The 17173-nt window shown below is 63.9% G+C and carries 20 protein-coding genes; 13 read left to right on the top strand and 7 right to left on the bottom strand.

Annotated elements, in window-relative coordinates:
* The first annotated feature begins 57 nt into the window (after positions 1–57).
* From U8L64_RS19020 to U8L64_RS18995, 6 genes are all read left to right on the top strand, one after another.
* Positions 58–849 (top strand): hypothetical protein, encoded by a 792-nt coding sequence (locus U8L64_RS19020; RefSeq protein ID WP_333398544.1) that lies wholly within the window; start codon positions 58–60, stop codon positions 847–849.
* A 142-nt stretch (positions 850–991) separates the two neighbouring features.
* Positions 992–1459: a hypothetical protein gene (locus tag U8L64_RS19015; protein WP_333398542.1), complete on the top strand. Its 468-nt coding sequence runs from the start codon at positions 992–994 to the stop codon at positions 1457–1459.
* A 97-nt stretch (positions 1460–1556) separates the two neighbouring features.
* Entirely contained in the window at positions 1557–2261 is a 705-nt protein-coding gene (locus U8L64_RS19010; protein WP_333398540.1) for a hypothetical protein, read from the top strand.
* A gap of 130 nt (positions 2262–2391) precedes the next feature.
* Entirely contained in the window at positions 2392–2958 is a 567-nt protein-coding gene (locus U8L64_RS19005; RefSeq protein ID WP_333398538.1) for a DUF1993 domain-containing protein, read from the top strand.
* A gap of 343 nt (positions 2959–3301) precedes the next feature.
* Positions 3302–5137 (top strand): ABC transporter ATP-binding protein, encoded by a 1836-nt coding sequence (locus tag U8L64_RS19000; RefSeq protein WP_333398536.1) that lies wholly within the window; start codon positions 3302–3304, stop codon positions 5135–5137.
* A 96-nt stretch (positions 5138–5233) separates the two neighbouring features.
* Entirely contained in the window at positions 5234–5527 is a 294-nt protein-coding gene (locus tag U8L64_RS18995; RefSeq protein ID WP_333398534.1) for a GNAT family N-acetyltransferase, read from the top strand.
* Positions 5528–5603: 76 nt separating this feature from the next.
* Here U8L64_RS18995 and yghU read toward each other — a convergent pair whose 3' ends face one another.
* From yghU to trpB, 3 genes are all read right to left on the bottom strand, one after another.
* Positions 5604–6446: a glutathione-dependent disulfide-bond oxidoreductase gene (yghU, locus tag U8L64_RS18990; RefSeq protein WP_333398533.1), complete on the bottom strand. Its 843-nt coding sequence runs from the start codon at positions 6444–6446 to the stop codon at positions 5604–5606.
* A gap of 293 nt (positions 6447–6739) precedes the next feature.
* A complete protein-coding gene (trpA, locus tag U8L64_RS18985) occupies positions 6740–7549 on the bottom strand; it encodes a tryptophan synthase subunit alpha (protein WP_333398531.1) in 810 nt (269 codons plus the stop codon).
* Positions 7546–8757: a tryptophan synthase subunit beta gene (gene trpB / locus U8L64_RS18980; RefSeq protein WP_054094267.1), complete on the bottom strand. Its 1212-nt coding sequence runs from the start codon at positions 8755–8757 to the stop codon at positions 7546–7548. The genes trpA and trpB overlap by 4 nt, the downstream gene beginning before the upstream one ends.
* Positions 8758–8960: 203 nt before the next feature.
* On the opposite strand from trpB, the gene U8L64_RS18975 reads away from it, so the two are divergent.
* From U8L64_RS18975 to U8L64_RS18960, 4 genes are all read left to right on the top strand, one after another.
* Entirely contained in the window at positions 8961–9866 is a 906-nt protein-coding gene (locus U8L64_RS18975) for a LysR family transcriptional regulator (RefSeq protein WP_333398528.1), read from the top strand.
* Between the two features lie 113 nt (positions 9867–9979).
* Positions 9980–10483, top strand: coding sequence for a DUF3060 domain-containing protein (locus tag U8L64_RS18970; protein ID WP_043294977.1), 504 nt, complete (start codon positions 9980–9982; stop codon positions 10481–10483).
* A gap of 16 nt (positions 10484–10499) precedes the next feature.
* Complete coding sequence (locus U8L64_RS18965) at positions 10500–10715, top strand: KTSC domain-containing protein (RefSeq protein WP_054094270.1); 216 nt, start codon at positions 10500–10502, stop codon at positions 10713–10715.
* 102 nt (positions 10716–10817) lie between these two features.
* Positions 10818–11033 carry a dodecin gene (locus U8L64_RS18960; RefSeq protein WP_043294980.1) on the top strand — a complete coding sequence of 72 codons (216 nt, stop codon included), beginning with the start codon at positions 10818–10820 and terminating at the stop codon, positions 11031–11033.
* A gap of 29 nt (positions 11034–11062) precedes the next feature.
* Here the strand turns inward: U8L64_RS18960 and U8L64_RS18955 are convergent, their stop codons facing one another.
* The 3 genes from U8L64_RS18955 to U8L64_RS18945 all read right to left on the bottom strand — a co-directional run bounded on the left by U8L64_RS18955 (position 11063) and on the right by U8L64_RS18945 (position 13013).
* Complete coding sequence (locus tag U8L64_RS18955) at positions 11063–12058, bottom strand: LLM class flavin-dependent oxidoreductase (RefSeq protein WP_043294982.1); 996 nt, start codon at positions 12056–12058, stop codon at positions 11063–11065.
* A 14-nt stretch (positions 12059–12072) separates the two neighbouring features.
* Positions 12073–12483 (bottom strand): PA0061/PA0062 family lipoprotein, encoded by a 411-nt coding sequence (locus U8L64_RS18950; protein ID WP_043295112.1) that lies wholly within the window; start codon positions 12481–12483, stop codon positions 12073–12075.
* A 104-nt stretch (positions 12484–12587) separates the two neighbouring features.
* Positions 12588–13013 (bottom strand): SRPBCC family protein, encoded by a 426-nt coding sequence (locus U8L64_RS18945; protein ID WP_077682360.1) that lies wholly within the window; start codon positions 13011–13013, stop codon positions 12588–12590.
* A gap of 144 nt (positions 13014–13157) precedes the next feature.
* On the opposite strand from U8L64_RS18945, the gene U8L64_RS18940 reads away from it, so the two are divergent.
* From U8L64_RS18940 to U8L64_RS18930, 3 genes are all read left to right on the top strand, one after another.
* Complete coding sequence (locus tag U8L64_RS18940) at positions 13158–14216, top strand: aminopeptidase (protein WP_333398522.1); 1059 nt, start codon at positions 13158–13160, stop codon at positions 14214–14216.
* A 215-nt stretch (positions 14217–14431) separates the two neighbouring features.
* Positions 14432–15601, top strand: coding sequence for a hypothetical protein (locus tag U8L64_RS18935; RefSeq protein WP_008569165.1), 1170 nt, complete (start codon positions 14432–14434; stop codon positions 15599–15601).
* 10 nt (positions 15602–15611) lie between these two features.
* Positions 15612–16331 (top strand): ferritin-like domain-containing protein, encoded by a 720-nt coding sequence (locus U8L64_RS18930; RefSeq protein WP_333398519.1) that lies wholly within the window; start codon positions 15612–15614, stop codon positions 16329–16331.
* Between the two features lie 67 nt (positions 16332–16398).
* Here the strand turns inward: U8L64_RS18930 and U8L64_RS18925 are convergent, their stop codons facing one another.
* The gene (locus U8L64_RS18925; RefSeq protein ID WP_333398517.1) at positions 16399–17034 is read right to left on the bottom strand and encodes an SCO family protein; all 636 of its coding nucleotides are present in this window, start codon (positions 17032–17034) and stop codon (positions 16399–16401) included.
* Between the last annotated feature and the right edge of the window lie 139 nt (positions 17035–17173).

Raw genomic sequence — 17173 nt, 5'->3', positions numbered from 1 at the left:
CATAACGTCGCATCTGCCGGTCATCAAGGAAGGTAAGTCCTCGGGGGAGCCGAACACATGAAAGACGTGATTGATGCAGTTAGCTCCAGAATAAAAACACCGTATTTCGGTTACGCAATACTCGCCTTCTTTGCATTGAATTGGCGTGGAATATTTCTGCTGGCTGTAACGCCTGGCTCACCTCAGGAACGACTAGAAGCTTTTGACAGTGTAACCAATCAATACACACTATTAGCCCTGCCGTTACTCGTGGGAGCAGTAGTGGCTGCTTCAACAACTTGGGTTCAGTATGTTTTTGGGCTCATTTCTAGAAAACCGGCTGGATTAATCGACAATCTTTACCTAGAAGCAGAGCACAAAAAGACAATTCGACAAGCTGAACTTGAGCAATCACGCTCACACCTATTTGCCGTCAAAGAGAAGGAGCTCATTGACAGAGCAAAGCGTGATGAGGAGGTGGCAGGTATTGAAGATGATGCTGCTAAAGAGAAGCTGGTCGTTCAACTTGAAAAACTGCGACGGGAACGCGATCAGCTTTCTGCACAACTTAAAGATCAATCAACTGCAGGAAAGTCTTCCGCGTACAATCTCTCAAAAGAGGCGATAGAGATTATTAAAGCGGCCGCAAAATCTAAGAACGGAACAATCATCAAACCTAGGTCTATTGGAGAGCGGTCCATTCAAGCAGGAGAGAAATCGTTTGGATCAGAAAACTCCCGAGAATTTGCCAGGTATGATGCTGCACTTGATGATTTAATCAAGCAAAGCTTGGTTAAATCACTTGGTGCGAAAGGCGAGGTATTCGTATTGACGAGTAACGGATGGCAGGTGGCAGATGCCCTCTCATAACTGGCTAGTCGCTCAGCTTCGATGCAAGGGGCAAGCTACAGCCTGCCCCGGCCGGAAAGGGGGCAGATTTATCAGGTTTGTGCAGATTTCAAAATAGATCGGTCTCCTGTTTCTTTCTAGTTAAGTTAACTGCTGGGAATCTATGAAAGATATCTTGATCTTAATTGGCGGATGGATACTCGGCACCATTTCATCCTGGGTATTCGCAAGAAAAAGTTCTAGAGATATCGCTGACGCAAAAGATCAGATCAACACTCACACTCAAGATCAGTTGCGCGAGCTGGCCGTTCAGGTATCAGCTCTTGGAAAGCTAACGCAGTATTCCTTGGCTCAGATAAAAGAAGCAGACTTGGGTACAGCTGCAGAGCTCGAAAAATGGACTTTGGAGGAGTTTGGCAGAACCAAAAAAGTTCTCGATGCCTTACCAGAAAATGCCAAGCATGGTATCGATATATCTATGTTTGATCAGGCGAGGCCGTGCCGTGTTTGCGGGAAGCCAAGCCTCCCTTCAGGTTTTGGTCCGGATCAAGCGGGAAGTATGGTTTGGTATTTTCAGTGCCCAGAACACGGGCGTTTTCCAAGCAGCCACATGGCCGACATGCTGGACTGAGGGTTTAACGGGGGTGTTCAGCGGGACACCAACTACGCTGCACTCCATTGGTGCCCATTAGCATAGCGTTAGGGAATTTCTGGAAAATGGATAAAACATGATTGATCTAGGGGGTACAGACTTATATATCAACGTACCGAGCTTGCCCCGGGAAGAATTCGAGCGCTACTCAACAAATCTATTCGATGAGTGGGAATCCTATATCGGGAAAATTCTAAAAATTCCTGATTATGCATTAGCGCTTGAAATTGAAGAAGGTTCAATTAAGGTCAATGCGAACATTGCCGCATACCTTGCTGCGCTTTATATAGGAATTGGTCAGTATGGCTCATTCATGTCTGGCGCCCAAACGCTTCTTGGTCAAATTAGTTCTGCAAGTGACTATCTAGCAGCTCATGCAGTCGCACCATTTTCAAGCATTAAAGATAAGCCAAGAATAACGAAATACAGCGGCTCGCTGGGCCAACTAAATAGACTGTTTGTAAAAGTTCAGCAAGGAAAAATAACTGCCGAGCAAGCCATGATAGAAGCTGAATTATTATTTGGGGAGGATGTAGGGTCCGAACCAGATTTTATGAAAGAACTAAAAGCATCATTTGTAAATACACCCACACTTGCAAAGCAGCTAAAATTACCGCTAAGCGAAATAAAAAACAAAAACGAGATATTTCAACAAGTTAAGAATAAGAAGCCGAGAGTGCCCTCGCCTAAACCAGAGAAACCTATTGGTCAACAGTTTCGTGTAATGGTATGGCGGGAGTCAAAAGACCAAAAACGCAAGGTGCGTGTAATTGAGCTATGAAATCCCCTAGCAACTGGTTCAAGCCATTCGCTTGGCTCACTGGGACGGGCTAAGGAAAAGGGACAGTTTTTTTATTTTTCAGGCATTCTTCGTTCAGGCCGCAATCCTTATACCCATGAGGTAAAAAACTGTGCAGCTAACAACCCTCCTCGCCCCAACATACACCCAAATGCTCAAGACCCTCTCCGGCTGGCTAAAGAAAGCGCAGGCCCAGCTACCCGATGCCGAGGCGCAGGCGTTGTTATCCGCGCGGCTGGCGCCGGATATGTTTCCGCTGTCGACGCAGGTTCGCTTTGCCTGTGTGCAGGCACGCGAGGCCGTTTGCCGGCTGCGGGGAGAGGCCTTTCCGGCTGTGATCAACGAACTCCTGGACGAGGGGCGGCAGGCGGGTGAGCGGCCGGGCACGCTGGCTGATGCCTATGCCCGGATCGATGAGACGGTGGGGTTGCTCGACGACCTCGCCGCCGATGCGCTGGATATGGAGGCGGACAAGCCAATCGCCCATGAGCTGGCAAACGGGATGATCTTCGACCTGACTGCGGACCAGTACGCCCGTGACTGGACGCTGGCGCAGTTCTATTTCCACGTGATGACCGCGTATTCGATCCTGCGTAAGGAAGGGATCGAGCTGGGCAAGGCGGACTACGTGGCGCATATGCTGCCCTATCTGCGGCCGGAATCGGTTCCGAAGGGGTAGCCGAGTAGGGTGGGCCTTAGTCCACCGGGGCGGTTCGGTTATGGGGTTGGTGGGCGAAGCCTACCCTACGGTGCTGCGCTCGGAGGCAGGCAGCGAGGCGGGCTGAACGTAACGCGTGGAAAAGGCTTCGCCGTTTTCCACCCTACGCGTGCGTGGTGTCGGCAGAGGAGGCGGAGTGGCGTAGGGTGGACAACGCTCTGCTTGTCCGCCGATGCGAATCGACGGGCCGGTTGTATGGTTGGCGAAACGCTCCGGGGCTCGGCGCGTCCAACCGGGATGCCGCGCCCGTGCGGTCGTATTTGCGAATGACGTTCGCCCACCTCGCCACAAAGCAGACTTCCCCATGCTGTTCCGCCGTTTCGAAAACCTGATCGATGTCTTCAAGCCCAGCCCGGACGTCGCGCCGCCGGCCGGGATGCTGCGCTTCTATGCCCATTACCTGAAGCAGGTCTGGCCGTTGATGACCGCCGTGCTGGTGGTGGGCTTCTTTGCGGCGCTGATCGAGGTGGCGCTGTTCAGCTTTCTCGGCCAGTTGATCGATATGGCTCAGGCGACCGATGACGCGCGGACCTTCTTTGCCGAGCACCGCAACGAGTTGCTATGGATGGCGACGGTGGCGTTGGTCATCCGGCCGTTGGTGTTCGGCCTGCACAATCTGCTGACGCATCAGGCGATCAACCCGGGGCTGACCAATCTGATCCGCTGGCAGAACCATCGCTACGTGCTCAAGCAGAGCCTGAACTTCTTCCAGAACGATTTCGCTGGGCGCATCGCCCAGCGGGTGATGCAGACCGGGCCGTCGCTGCGCGATTCGGCCATGCAGGTGATCGACGCGCTCTGGCATGTGGTGGTCTATGCCGGCAGCGCGCTGTATCTGTTCGCCGCGGCCGACCTGCGCCTGATCGTGCCGCTGGCCTTGTGGATCGTCGGCTACAGCGCCGCGCTCTGGTACTTCGTGCCGCGTATCCGCGCGCGTTCGGCGGCGGCGTCCGCGGCGCGTTCGAAGGTGATGGGGCGGGTGGTGGATGGCTACAGCAATGTCGCCACGCTCAAGCTGTTCGCCCATTCGCGCGAGGAGGAGAGCTACGCCCGCGAAGCGATGCAGGAGCTGCTCGGCAAGTTCCGCCTGCAGTCGCGGGTGATCACCAGCCTGGATTTCCTCATCACCTGCATGAACGGCCTGCTGATCGTCGGCACCGGCGCGCTGGCGCTGTGGCTGTGGAGCGAGGCGCTGATCACCACAGGCGCCATCGCCCTGGCGCTGGGCCTGGTGATCCGCATCAACAACATGGCCGAGTGGATCATGTGGGTGGTCAACGGCATCTTCGAGAACGTCGGCACCGTGCAGGACGGCATGAAGAGCATCGTCCGGCCGCGCGATGTGCTCGACCGCGAGGACGCCAGGCCGCTGCAGGTGGAGCAGGGCGGCGTGCGCTTCGAGGATGTGCATTTCCACTACGGCAAAAGCGGCGGGGTGATCAGCGGGCTGACCATCGACATTCGCCCGGGCGAGAAGATCGGCCTGGTCGGGCCGTCCGGCGCGGGCAAGTCGACGCTGGTCAACCTGCTGCTGCGCCTCTATGACCTGGAAAGCGGGCGCATCCTGATCGACGGGCAGAACGTCGCCGAGGTCAGCCAGGAAAGCCTGCGCGCCAATATCGGCGTGGTCACCCAGGACACCGCGCTGCTGCACCGTTCCATCCGCGACAACCTGCGCTACGGCAAGCCCGATGCCAGCGAGGAAGAACTCTGGGCTGCGGCACGCAAGGCCCGCGCGGACGCGTTCATAGAGACCCTGGACGACAGCCAGGGCGGCAAGGGCTTCGAGGCGATGGTGGGCGAGCGCGGCGTGAAGCTCTCCGGCGGGCAACGGCAGCGCATCGCCATCGCCCGGGTGCTGCTCAAGGACGCGCCGATCCTGGTGCTCGACGAAGCCACCTCGGCGCTGGATTCGGAGGTCGAGGCGGCGATTCAGGAGAGCCTGGATACCCTGATGGAAGGCAAGACGGTGATTGCCATCGCCCACCGGCTGTCGACCATCGCGCGCATGGATCGGCTGGTGGTGATCGACAAGGGCCAGGTGATCGAGACCGGCACCCACGCCGAGCTGATCGCCCGCGGCGGCCTCTATGCGCGGCTGTGGCAGCACCAGACCGGTGGTTTTGTCGGGGTGGATTGAGGGCCGCTACGTGAAGCCCTGCCTTATGCTGAACCCTTGTCCGCCGTGGCCACTCGTACCTCTTGCCGCCGTCATTCAACTGAGAGGGAGTCTGCCATGACCGATAAACCAGCCAGCGTCCGCCACGATGCCGCGCAGCAGCGCTATGAGTTGCTGGTCGAGGGCCAGCCACTCGGCTTCGCCGCGTATAGCGAGCAGGGCGACAGGATGGTGTTCACCCATACCGAGGTCGACCCCAGCCTGTCCGGGCAGGGCTTGGGCAGCGTGCTGGCCAAGGGCGCGCTGGACGATGCACGGCGTCGCGGCAAGCGCGTGGTGCCGCAGTGCGAGTTCATCGCCAGGTACGTCGAGCGCCACGAGGAATGGCAGGATCTGGTAGACCCTGCCTGACCATTCGTGGACCGGCGCCGCGTGCCGCCGCGCTTGTTTGCTGAACGGCTACGGCAGCGCTTATTGGATGTTGCGCTCAGTCGAGATCGGCGGCGCTGTGGCGTTCGGGGGCCTGTTCGGCTTCCTCGCCCCAGGTGCGGTTGACCTTGCGCCCGCGGATCACGGCGGGGCGTTTGGCGATCTCGGCGGCCCAGCGTTGCACGTGCTGATAGTCCTGCACCGAGAGGAATTCGCCCGCGCCGTACAGCTCACCCAGCGCCAGCACGCCGTACCAGGGCCAGATCGCCATGTCGGCGATGCTGTAGTCGTTACCGGCGACGTAGCGGTGCTCGGCCAGCTGGCGGTCGAGCACGTCGAGCTGGCGCTTGGCTTCCATCGCGTAGCGGTTGATCGGGTATTCGTATTTCTCCGGCGCATAGGCGTAGAAGTGGCCGAAGCCGCCGCCGAGAAAGGGCGCCGAGCCCATCTGCCAGAACAGCCAATTCAGCGTCTCGGTGCGTGCGCGCAGTTCCCTGGGCAGGAAGGCGCCGAACTTCTCCGCGAGGTACAGCAGGATCGAGCCCGACTCGAACACCCGCAGCGGCCCGCCTTCGGCGCTGTGATCGACCAGCGCGGGGATCTTGGAGTTCGGGTTGACCTCGACGAAGCCGCTGCCGAACTGGTCGCCATCGCCGATGCGGATCGGCCAGGCATCGTACTCCGCGCCGACGTGGCCGCTGGCGAGCAGCTCCTCGAGCATGATGTTGACCTTCACGCCGTTGGGCGTGGCCAGCGAATAGAGCTGCAGCGGGTGCTTGCCCACCGGCAGCGCCCGCTCGACCCGCGCGCCGGCGGTGGGGGCGTTGATGTTGGCGAACTGGCCGCCGGAGGGGGCGTCGTGGGTCCAGACCTTCGGTGGGACGTAAGGGGTATCAGGCATGGCGATCTCCTCGAGAGGGGACTGGGAATGTGCAGAGCATCCTACGCGCCCGGACGGCGCGCTCGAAATCGAGCCGGTCGATATTGGTCATCGATGGACGAGGGTTTGTTCGATGCCGGATGAGGGCGCATGTGGTGGGCTGAAGCCCACCTTACGGCTACGAATGGCGGGTGGTGGAGCGCGTAGGGTGGATGGCTCGCCTGGGCGATCATCCACCGGCGCTGGGCCGTTGCGGCGTTCCGGCCGGTGGAAAAGGCTGCGCCGTTTTCCACCCTACGTGGAGCGGGGGGGGCTTAGCCGCGCGCGTTGCGCACGCCGGCGCTGAGTTCGCGACACAGGCCGAGCACGCCTTCCAACGCCTGTTCCGGACTCTTGGCACTGGCGATCTGGTCGATCAGCGCCGAGCCGACTACCACTCCCTCGGTCAGCCGGGCGATGGCCGCGGCCTGTTCCGGCGTACGGATGCCGAAGCCGACGCACACAGGCAGGGCGGTATGCCGCTTGAGACGCGCCACCGCTTCCTCGACGTGTTCCAGTGTGGCGGAACCGGCGCCGGTCACGCCGGCCACCGAGACGTAGTAGACGAAGCCCGAGCTGCCGTTGAGCACGGTGGGCAGGCGCTGGTCGTCGGTGGTCGGGGTGGTCAGGCGGATGAAGTCGATTCCCGCGGCCTGGGCCGGGTCGCAAAGTTCGTCGTTATGCTCCGGCGGCAGGTCGACGACGATCAGGCCATCGACGCCGGCTTCCTTCGCGTCTGCCACGAAGCGCTCCACGCCATAGGCGAAGATCGGGTTGTAGTAGCCCATCAGCACCAGCGGGGTGCTGGCGTTGGTTTCGCGGAATTCGCGGACCATCTGCAGCGTCTTCGGCAGGTTCTGCTTGGCCGCCAGGGCGCGAATGTTGGCCAGCTGGATCGCCGGGCCGTCGGCCATCGGGTCGGTGAACGGCATGCCCAGCTCGATGACGTCGGCGCCGGCGTCCGGCAGGCCCTTGAGGATCGCCAGCGAGGTGGCGTAGTCCGGGTCGCCGGCGGTGACGAAGGTCACCAGCGCCGCGCGGTTCTGTTCTTTCAGCTCGGCAAAGCGGCTCTGCAGGCGGCTCATGCGTGCTTCTCCTGTTCGCTCATGTGGTGCATGACGGTTTGCATGTCCTTGTCGCCGCGGCCGGAGAGGTTGACCACCATCAGGTGCTCCTTGGGCAGCGTCGCCGCGCGCTTGAAGGCTTCGGCCAGGGCGTGGGCACTTTCCAGCGCGGGGATGATGCCTTCCAGGCGGCAGCAGTCGTGGAAGGCGGCGAGCGCCTCGTGGTCGGTGATCGGCACGTACTCGACGCGCTTGATCTCGTGCAACCAGGCGTGTTCGGGGCCGACGCCGGGGTAGTCGAGGCCGGCGGAGATCGAGTGCGCATCGGTGATCTGGCCGTCGGCGTCCTGCAGCAGGAACGTGCGGTTGCCGTGCAGCACGCCCGGCGCGCCGCCGGCCATGCTCGCGGCGTGCTTGCCGGTGTCGATGCCGTGGCCGGCTGCTTCGACGCCGACGATCTGCACGCTTTCATCGTCGAGGAATGGGTGGAACAGGCCGATGGCGTTGGAGCCGCCGCCGATGCAGGCGACCAGCGAGTCGGGCAGGCGGCCTTCCTTCTGCATGATCTGCTCGCGCACTTCGTTGCCGATCACCGACTGGAAGTCGCGCACCATGGCCGGGTAGGGGTGCGGGCCGGCGGCGGTGCCGATCAGGTAGAAGGTGTTGTGGACGTTGGTCACCCAGTCGCGCAGGGCCTCGTTCATTGCGTCCTTCAGCGTGCCGGTGCCGGCGGTGACCGGGATCACCTCGGCGCCCAGTAGCTTCATGCGGAAGACGTTGGCCTGCTGGCGGTCGATGTCGGTGGTGCCCATGTACACCACGCACTGCATGCCGAAGCGCGCGGCCACGGTGGCCGTGGCCACGCCGTGCATGCCGGCACCGGTCTCGGCGATGATGCGTTTCTTGCCCATGCGTTTGGCCAGCAGGATCTGGCCGATGCAGTTGTTGATCTTGTGCGCGCCGGTGTGGTTGAGGTCTTCGCGCTTGAGGTAGATCTTCGCGCCGCCGAAGTGCTCGCTCAGGCGCTCGGCGTAGTACAGCGGGCTGGCACGGCCGATGTAGTCGCGCTGGAAGTAGGCCAGCTCCTCGAGAAAGGCCGGATCGCCCTTGGCCTTCTCGTATTCGGCGGCCAGCTCGTTGATCAGCGGCATCAGGGTTTCGGCGACGAACTGGCCGCCGAAGCGGCCGAACAGCCCGCGGTTGTCCGGGCCGGTGCGGTATGAGGTCATGGAAAGCTCCTTGGAGGGTGCCGATACGCAGTCGGGGTGACCGTAGGGTGGACAACGGCGCAGCCTTGTCCACCATCGTGATCGACGGTGGAAAATCGCTTCGCGAGTTTTCCACCCTACGGCAGGTATGAGGGCGAGCTTACGGCTGCAGGCCCTCGCGGAAAAGCGATAAGATCGCCGCAATACGTCAGGAAAACTCACCTATGGCAATCGAGCTTCCTCCCCTCAACGCGCTGCGTGCCTTCGAGGCTGTTGCCCGCCTGGGCAGCCTGAGGCGCGCAGCGGACGAGCTGCACGTCACGCATGGGGCCATCAGCCGGCAGCTGCGGGCGCTCGAGGAAACCCTCGGGGTGGCGCTGCTGCAAAAGGAAGGGCGCGGCGTAAAACTCACTGATGCCGGGCGTCGGCTGGGCGAGGCGAGTGGCGAGGCCTTCGCCCGGCTGCGCGGCGCCTGCGATGAGCTTCGACGCGATACCGCCGAGGCACCGTTCGTGCTCGGCTGTCCGGGCAGCCTGCTGGCGCGCTGGTTCATTCCGCGGCTTGACCGGCTCAACCGCGACCTGCCGGAACTGCGCCTGCAACTGTCGGCCAGCGAGGGCGAGCTGGACCCGCGCCGTCCCGGCCTGGATGCCACGCTGTGGTACGCCGAGCCGCCGTGGCCGGCCGACATGCAGGTGTTCGAGCTGGACGCCGAGCGCATCGGCCCAGTGCTCAGCCCGCATCATCCGCGGTGCGCCGCGCTGCGAGCCCTGCCGGCGGCGGCGCTGCTCGATGAGCCGTTGCTGCACCCGGCCTCGCGACCGCAGGCCTGGCCGAGCTGGGCACAGCAGCAGGGGCTGGAGCCGGCACGGCTGCGGCTGGGGCAGAGCTTCGAGCACCTGTATTTCCTGCTGGAAGCCGCGCTGGCCGGGCTTGGCGTAGCCATCGCCCCGCAGCAGCTGGTCGCCGACGACCTGGCCAGCGGCCGCCTGCTGGCGCCCTGGGGTTTCGTCGAGACCTCGGCGCGGCTGGCGCTGTGGGTGCCGACGCGGCGTGTCGGCCGGCGCGCCGAGCGGCTGGCCGAGTGGTTGCGTGCGGAGCTTCACGCGGCGCGCCCGTCGCCGGGCTGACCCGGCGCCGCGGCAGAACTCCGGCGTGGCCGTCGAGTCCTATGCGCATCGCCGCGTGGCGTGTTCGACGGCCCCTGCGGCGAGCCCCTTCGCGCAAAAAAAGGATGTTCCAGATGCACCCGATCTTTTTCGCCCCGGCCCTGCTCGCCGGCCTGCTGGCATCCGCCGCGGTGCAGGCCGCCGTCATCGAACTGGACGGCATCGGCCTGTCGCGGGACGTGCCGTGCAACGGCCAGGCAGTGAACATCTCCGGTAACGGCAACCGCATCCAGCTGACCGGCGACTGCGGCGCGGTCGAGGTCTACGGCTCGGATCATCAGGTGAGCCTGCAGCGTGCCGCCGCGCTGACCGTTTCCGGCGCCGAGAACAGCGTGCAGGCCGACACCGTTGGCCGCCTGAGTGTGGACACCAACCGCAACCGTGTGCGCACGGCCATCGTGGCCGGCGCCGAGCCGGCGGTCGTCGAGGTGAGCGGCGCCGAGCACGAGCTGGAGCTGCGCTTCGATGCGCCGGCGCAGGTGTCGGTCGAAGGCGCCGATAACCGGCTGCTCTGGCAGGGCCAGGAGCCGCAGTTCGCCGTCGGCGGCGTCGATCAGCGGATAGAGCGCAAACCGTGAACCGGACCAGCCGGCGATGAAGCGCGCGCCGGTGGCCTCCAGCAGCCTGCGTTCGCTGGGTTACGACGCCGCGCAGCAGGTGCTGGAGGTGGAGTTCGCCAGCGGCGCGCTGTACCGCTACGAGCAGGTGCCGGCGGCGGAAGTGCAGGCGCTGCTGGAGGCCGATTCGCTGGGCCGGCATTTCAATCAGGTCTTCAAGGCGCAGCACTATGCCTACCGGCGCATTGCCTGAATGGCTGCAGCGGCGGCTGAACTTCGCGTGGCTCTGCTAGCCTCAATTCAGGCAGGGACGGCCTCAATCGAGCGGAGGCTCATCGAACGCAAGGGGGCATGCATGTCGGACCATCACACCTACAAGAAGATCGAGATCGTCGGCTCGTCGCGCAACAGCGTCGACGAGGCGATCCGCAACGCTGTGGCCGAGGCGGGCAAGACGCTGCAGAACCTGGAATGGTTCGAGGTGGGCGAGATTCGCGGGCACATCCGCGACGGCCAGGTGGCGCACTTCCAGGTCGCGGTGAAGATCGGCTTCCGTCTCAACGACAGCTGATGCGGCAGCCGCGCTGAGGCATGCCGGGCTCACTTCAGCCCGGCAAGGATCTCGAAGGCGCGGTGGCGGTCGGCGGTTTCGTACAGATCGCAGGTGAAGATCAGCTCGTCGGCCTGGGTCTGCTCCAGCAGCACGTCCAGTCGCGCGCGCACCTTCTCCGGCCCGCCGATCAGCGCCAGACCGAGGAAATCGCCCACCGCCTGCTGCTCATGCGGCAGCCACAGGCCGTGCATGCTCGGCACCGGCGGGCGCAGCACCAGGCTCTGGCCGCGGATCAGCGCGAGGATGCGCTGGTAGACGCTGGTCGCCAGGTATTCGGCCTGCTCGTCGCTGTCAGCGGCGATCAGCGGCACGCCGAGCATCACGTAGGGTTTGTCGAGGACCGCCGAGGGCTGGAAGTTGTCGCGGTAGAGCTTGATCGCCTGATGCATGAAGCGCGGCGCGAAATGCGAGGCGAAGGCATACGGCAGGCCCTTGGCCGCGGCCAGCTGGGCGCTGAACAGGCTGGAGCCGAGCAGCCAGATCGGCACGTTGCTGTTCATGCCGGGCATGGCGATGACGCGCTGGTTCGGCTGGCGCGGGCCGAGCAACCGTTCCAGCTCCTCGACGTCCTGCGGGAAGTCGTCGGCGCTGCCCATGCGGTCGCGGCGCAGCGCATGGGCGGTGAACTGGTCGGCGCCCGGTGCGCGGCCGAGGCCGAGGTCGATGCGGCCGGGATACAGCGCCTCCAGCGTGCCGAACTGTTCGGCGATCACCAGCGGCGCGTGGTTGGGTAGCATCACCCCGCCGGCGCCGAGGCGGATGCGCGTGGTGTTGGCGGCCAGGTAGCCGATCAGCACGGCGGTGGCGGCACTGGCGATGCCGTCCATGTTGTGGTGCTCGGCGACCCAGAAACGCTGGAAGCCGAGCCCTTCGACGTGCCGCGCCAGCGCCAGGGCATTGTGAAGCGCCTGGGCTGGCGTGCCGTCATCGCGGATCGGTGCCAGGTCGAGGGCGGAAAAGCGGGTCTGGGCAATACGGGACATCGTCTACCTCTTCCTCAATAGCAGTGCTCGGCCTGTGCCTCGACCAGCACGTTGCGCTGTTCGTCGAGCAGCCAGCCCTGTGGCGTGAAGCCGAGCGAGCGCGCCTGGAACAGATAGCGCTTGCCGGCCTCGAAGTGGTCGTACTGCACCACCATCGTGCAGCGCATGGTCTGGGTCTCGCCGAACATGCCGAGGCCGCCGCCACTGACTTCGAATTCGTAGTTGGCTTCGAGTTCATGACGGCCCGGCGGCACCTGGAAGAAGCGCCCGTCGTAGGTGCGCTTGCCGTCCAGCCGGTCGGACATGAAGATGTCGATGGTCTGCGCGCGCATGTCCACCCAGGCCATCTGCGGATCGTGCGGCGGCAACGGGCTGGCGCAGCCGGTGACGGCGAGAGCGAGCAACAGGGCGAGCGGCAGGCGCATGATGAGTTCCTCGACGGACATGCACGAGGCCAGTGCCTCGTCACGATCCTGCGAGCCTGCGCCAGATGCCGGGGCTTTTCAACCGCGCCAGGCGGGCGCCGGCCTCAGCGTTCGGCGAGGTTGCCGCAGCCCTTTTCCTCGGCGCGCGCCAGCACGTACTGGTGTTCGTCGTAGAGCTTGGCCCAGGGGCGGAAGCCGTAGCCGCCGGCGACCAGCCGATAGCGGGCGCCGGCATTGAAACGGTCGTAAGCCAGGGTCAGCTTGCAGTCGCGCGGCAGCGGCGCGCTGGTCGGGCCGATGTTGCTGCCCTCGACCTGGAAGCGATAGCGCATCTCCAGCGTGCGGCTGCCCGGCTCGACCTGGAAGTAGCGGCCGTCGTCGAGTGCCTTGCCGTCCACCGCCAGCGCCTGCAACTGCGTTTCGCCATGCGGCCGGAGGTCGACCCAGGCCTGGCTGGGGTCGGGCTTGGGCATCCACAGCGAACAACCGGCGAGGGGCGAAAGCAGCAAGGCAACGATGAGAACGCGCATCGGGAAGGCTCCGACCGGGAAGCAGGCGCCCGGCTAGCGAATCGAAAGCGAATGCCGGCGTGGGATTGCCATCCGCCGCGCGGCCTTTGTAGGGTGCCGGCTGACCCGGCACGACGCCGGTTGCGACTCACCGGTTGATTCCCGATGCCGAAGCCCAACGCCGCCACCATCGACCACCGCGCCCTGCGCTGGGTTCCCCTGCTGCTTGCCGTTGGTCTGAATGGTTGCAGCTATTACAGCCAGCTGGCGGTCGGTCAGCTCGAACTGCTGCGCCAGCGCGAGCCGGTCGCGCGGGTGATCGCCGACCAAACCCGCGCCCCGGCGTTGCGTCAGCGCCTGACGCATGCGCTGGAGGCGCGCCGCTTCGCCAGCAGCGCGCTGGGGCTGCCGGACAACGACAGCTACCGGTTGTACGCGGACATCCAGCGGCCCTACGTGGTGTGGAACCTGTTCGCCACCGAAGCGTTCTCGGTGAAGCCCGTCGAGCATTGCTTCCCGATTGCCGGCTGTGTGGCCTATCGCGGCTATTACCGCCAGGGTGCCGCGCGCGGCGAGGCGGCGCGTCTGCAGGCGCAGGGGCTGGATACCCACGTGGCGGGCGTCGAGGCCTATTCGACGCTCGGCTGGTTCGCCGACCCGCTGCTCAGCTCGATGCTGCGCCGTGACGACGAGCAGCTTGCCGCGCTGCTGTTCCACGAGCTGGCGCACCAGCGTCTCTACGTGCCCGGTGACACCGCGTTCAACGAGTCCTACGCCACCTTCGTCGAGCGCGAGGGACTGCGCCAGTGGCGCCGCGCGCGCGGCCTGCCGCCGCTGGACGGCCAGGCGCAGCGGCAGTATCGCCAGTTGGTCGAACTGCTGCTGGCTACGCGCGAGCGGCTGGCCGCGCTGTATGCCTCGGACAGGCCGCAGGCCGAGCTGCGGGCACTCAAACAGGCCGAATTCACGCGGCTGCGGCGTGACTACCGGCACCTGCGCGACGGTGCCTGGGGCGGCTCGCGGCGTTTCGATGGCTGGTTCGCGCGGCCGCTGAACAACGCCAGCCTGGTGCCGTTCGGCCTGTACGACCGTTGGGTGCCGGCGTTTGCCGCACTGTTCGAACAGAGCGAACGCGATTGGGCGCGCTTTCACGCGGCGGTCGCGGCGCTCGCCGAGCATCCCGCCGACGAGCGGGAGGCCGCGCTCAGGCAGCTGTCCGACTGAGCAGGCGCAACGGCGCCGCGCGCTACCGCGGCGCTTTGCGCCGAACGCGGTTCATGTGTCTAAAAGTTGCGATATACCGTTCATCGGCGGCGATTCCCTCGACCGCTGAACGGTGCGAATCGTTTGCCGAAGCCTCCGGTCCTCTTTACTAGGTCGCCGATTCATACGGCGGCGATCCCTCATGCCTGATACCCACGCATAACCACGGAGGCTCCATGGAGACCCTATCCGGAATTTTCGACAACAAAGGCACGCCGCTGGAGAAGCAAAAGTTCACCTGGAAGGAAATGGCCGGCAAGCCGATCAGCAAGCTCGATGACGATGCCTTTACCCGTGTGCGCATCATCCTCATGAACGGCGTCGAGACCGATGCCCTGCGCCTTTCCCACGGCATCGCCCGCTTCAACAAGGAACTGCGCCTGCCGCTGGCGCAGATCCGGCGTACCGAGCAGCACCAGGCGACCATGATCAACTGGCTGATCGGCGCCGACCACTCGCCGCTGGAAACCACCGTCGCCTACGAGCAGGTCGCCATCGAGGTGACCGCCGCCGTGGCGCAGAACGAGCCCGATCCCTACCAGGCGCAGACCTATCGCTTCGGCCTGCTGGAAGACTTCGACCACCTGTACCGCTACTCGGCGATGCTTGATCGCCTCGAGGGCAAGGATGCCAACAACATCCTGCAGGGCTACACCGACATCGTGCCGGGACGGAAAACCTCCGAGCACCATCGCCATCCGGAAAACGACATCCGCGACAACTACGAGAAGAACAGCGCCGCGCTGATCACCAAGATCCACGCGGCGCTGATCACCGGCGCGGAATACCAGACCCACGACTACTACATGAACATCGGCCCGCTGTTCGCCGATCCGCTGGCACGCCAGCTGTACGCCGAGATCGCTTCGGTGGAGGAGCAGCACGTGACCCAGTACGGCGCGCTGTCCGATCCCAGCGAGAGCCATATCGAGAAGTGGCTGGTGCACGAGGCGATGGAGGTCTACATGTACGCCAGCTGCGCCGAGCAGGAGACCAACCCGCGGATCAAGGCCATGTGGGAGCGCTTCCTCGACTATGAGCTGGGTCACCTCAATGTCGCCTGCGAATGGTTCAAGAAGCTCGAAGGCCGCGACCCGGCCGAGATTCTCGCCGGTCCGCTGCCGAAGATGGTCGAGTTCAAGAGCCAGCGTGATTTCGTGCGCCAGGTGCTGGCCGCCGAGGTCAACCTGCGTACCGCCGGCCCGGCCTATGTGGACAAGGCCAAGGAGCCGCAGTCCTCGCTCGATTACCGCAACCACCTCGCCTCGGAAGGGCTCGCCTCGGACATCGTCTCGGCGGGTTACCAGTGGGCGCCGGGTGGCGAACTGATGCGCAAGGCTTCCTGAGGAGACGAACATGGCTACGGCAGCGAAAGTAGGTACCAATTACACCGGCGTGCAGATGTCCCCGAAGGACACCAAGCGCCTGCTCGAGGCGGTCAACGAGATCCACCCGGACGTGCCGGGTGACGAGCACGGCATGCTGGTCGAGCGCGCCGAACGCAATGAAGAGGCCGACCGCATCGGCTCGGTACCGGTGCCAGGCTCGGCCAAGGGCATGCTCAAGACCGGCTTCGACATGATGAAGGGCAAGAGCCCCGAGGTGTTCATCGACAAGCTCGGCGAGCGCCTGGCGTTCGAGCGCAACGGCGTGCGTCTGTACGAGGCGATGATCGCCAAGGCGCGCAACCTCGATTCCGGCAGCGCACTGGTGGACGAGTTGCAGCACATCCGTGACGAAGAGTTCGAGCACATGATGCTGGTGCACGCGGCGATGGAAAAACTCGGCGCCGATCCCACCGCGCAGACGCCCTGTGCCGATGTGGCCGGGGTCATGGCGATGGGCATCATGCAGGTGCTGACCGATCCGCGGACCAATATCCCGCAGTGTCTGAATGCCCTGCTGACGGCCGAACTGGCGGACAACGCCGCCTGGGAACTGCTGATCGAGCTGGCGCAGGCGGCGGGCCATCCGAACATCGCCGACAGTTTCGTCAAGGCGAAGACGCAGGAAGACGACCATCTGGTGAAGATCAAGACGCTGATGCGCCGCGATCTGATCCTGCAGACCAAGTAAGCGGGGCCCCGAATACAAAGCGCGGCTTTCGCCGCGCTTTGTCGTTTCTACGGATTGTGGAGGGCGCTCAGCGCTGTTGCTGCACCAGCGCGGGCAGTTGCTCGGCGAGCTTCTGCACCCGCAGCGGCGCGCGGATGAAGCCGTGCTGGCGACCGTCCGGGCCGATGATCACCAGATTGCCGCTGTGGTCGACGGTGTAGTTTTCCTTGCTGGTGTCCGGCGGAATGAACGGGATGCCGACGCCGTTGGCCAGCGTCTGGATGGCCTCCGGCGTGCCGGTCCAGCCGTGGAAACCGGCCTTGAAATAGCCCAGGTACTCCTTGAGCTTGGCCGGCGTGTCGCGGTTCGGATCGACGCTGACCAGGATCGGCTGGAGCTGCCCGCGCACCGTTTCGGGGAGCAGGCCGTTGAGCTGGCGCAGCTCGGCAAGGGTGGTCGGGCAGATGTCGGGACAGAACGTGTAGCCGAAGAACAGCAGCGTCCAGCCGCCCTTGAGCTGGTCGACCTGCACCGCCTGGCCATTCTCGTCGGTCAGGCTCAGCGCCGGCAGCGGGCGGCTCTGCGGCAGCAGCACGATACCGGCATCCAGCAGTTGAGTCGGGTCGAGCTGGCGTTCGCCATTGAGTACCTTGGAAACCGTCAGCCCGACGACCAGCGCGATCAGCGCAACGAGGATGAAGACGGTTTTCTGGATGCGGGTCATGGGCGTCCTGTGGGCGGCTGGGTGGCCTGTTTGGTGAGCTCAGTTGGTCGATTTCGGCGCCCCTGGCATCGACACTGCGTTGCTGCTCCTTGCCATAGCTCGCCATGACTCGTCGCAGCGCCTTGTCTCGGAGCCATGT

The organism is Pseudomonas sp. FIP_A4 (genome assembly GCF_036701605.1).
Taxonomy (GTDB): domain Bacteria; phylum Pseudomonadota; class Gammaproteobacteria; order Pseudomonadales; family Pseudomonadaceae; genus Stutzerimonas; species Stutzerimonas phenolilytica.
The sequence above is the reverse complement of the archived record's forward strand: the minus strand, read 5'-3'. Positions and strand labels throughout refer to the sequence as shown.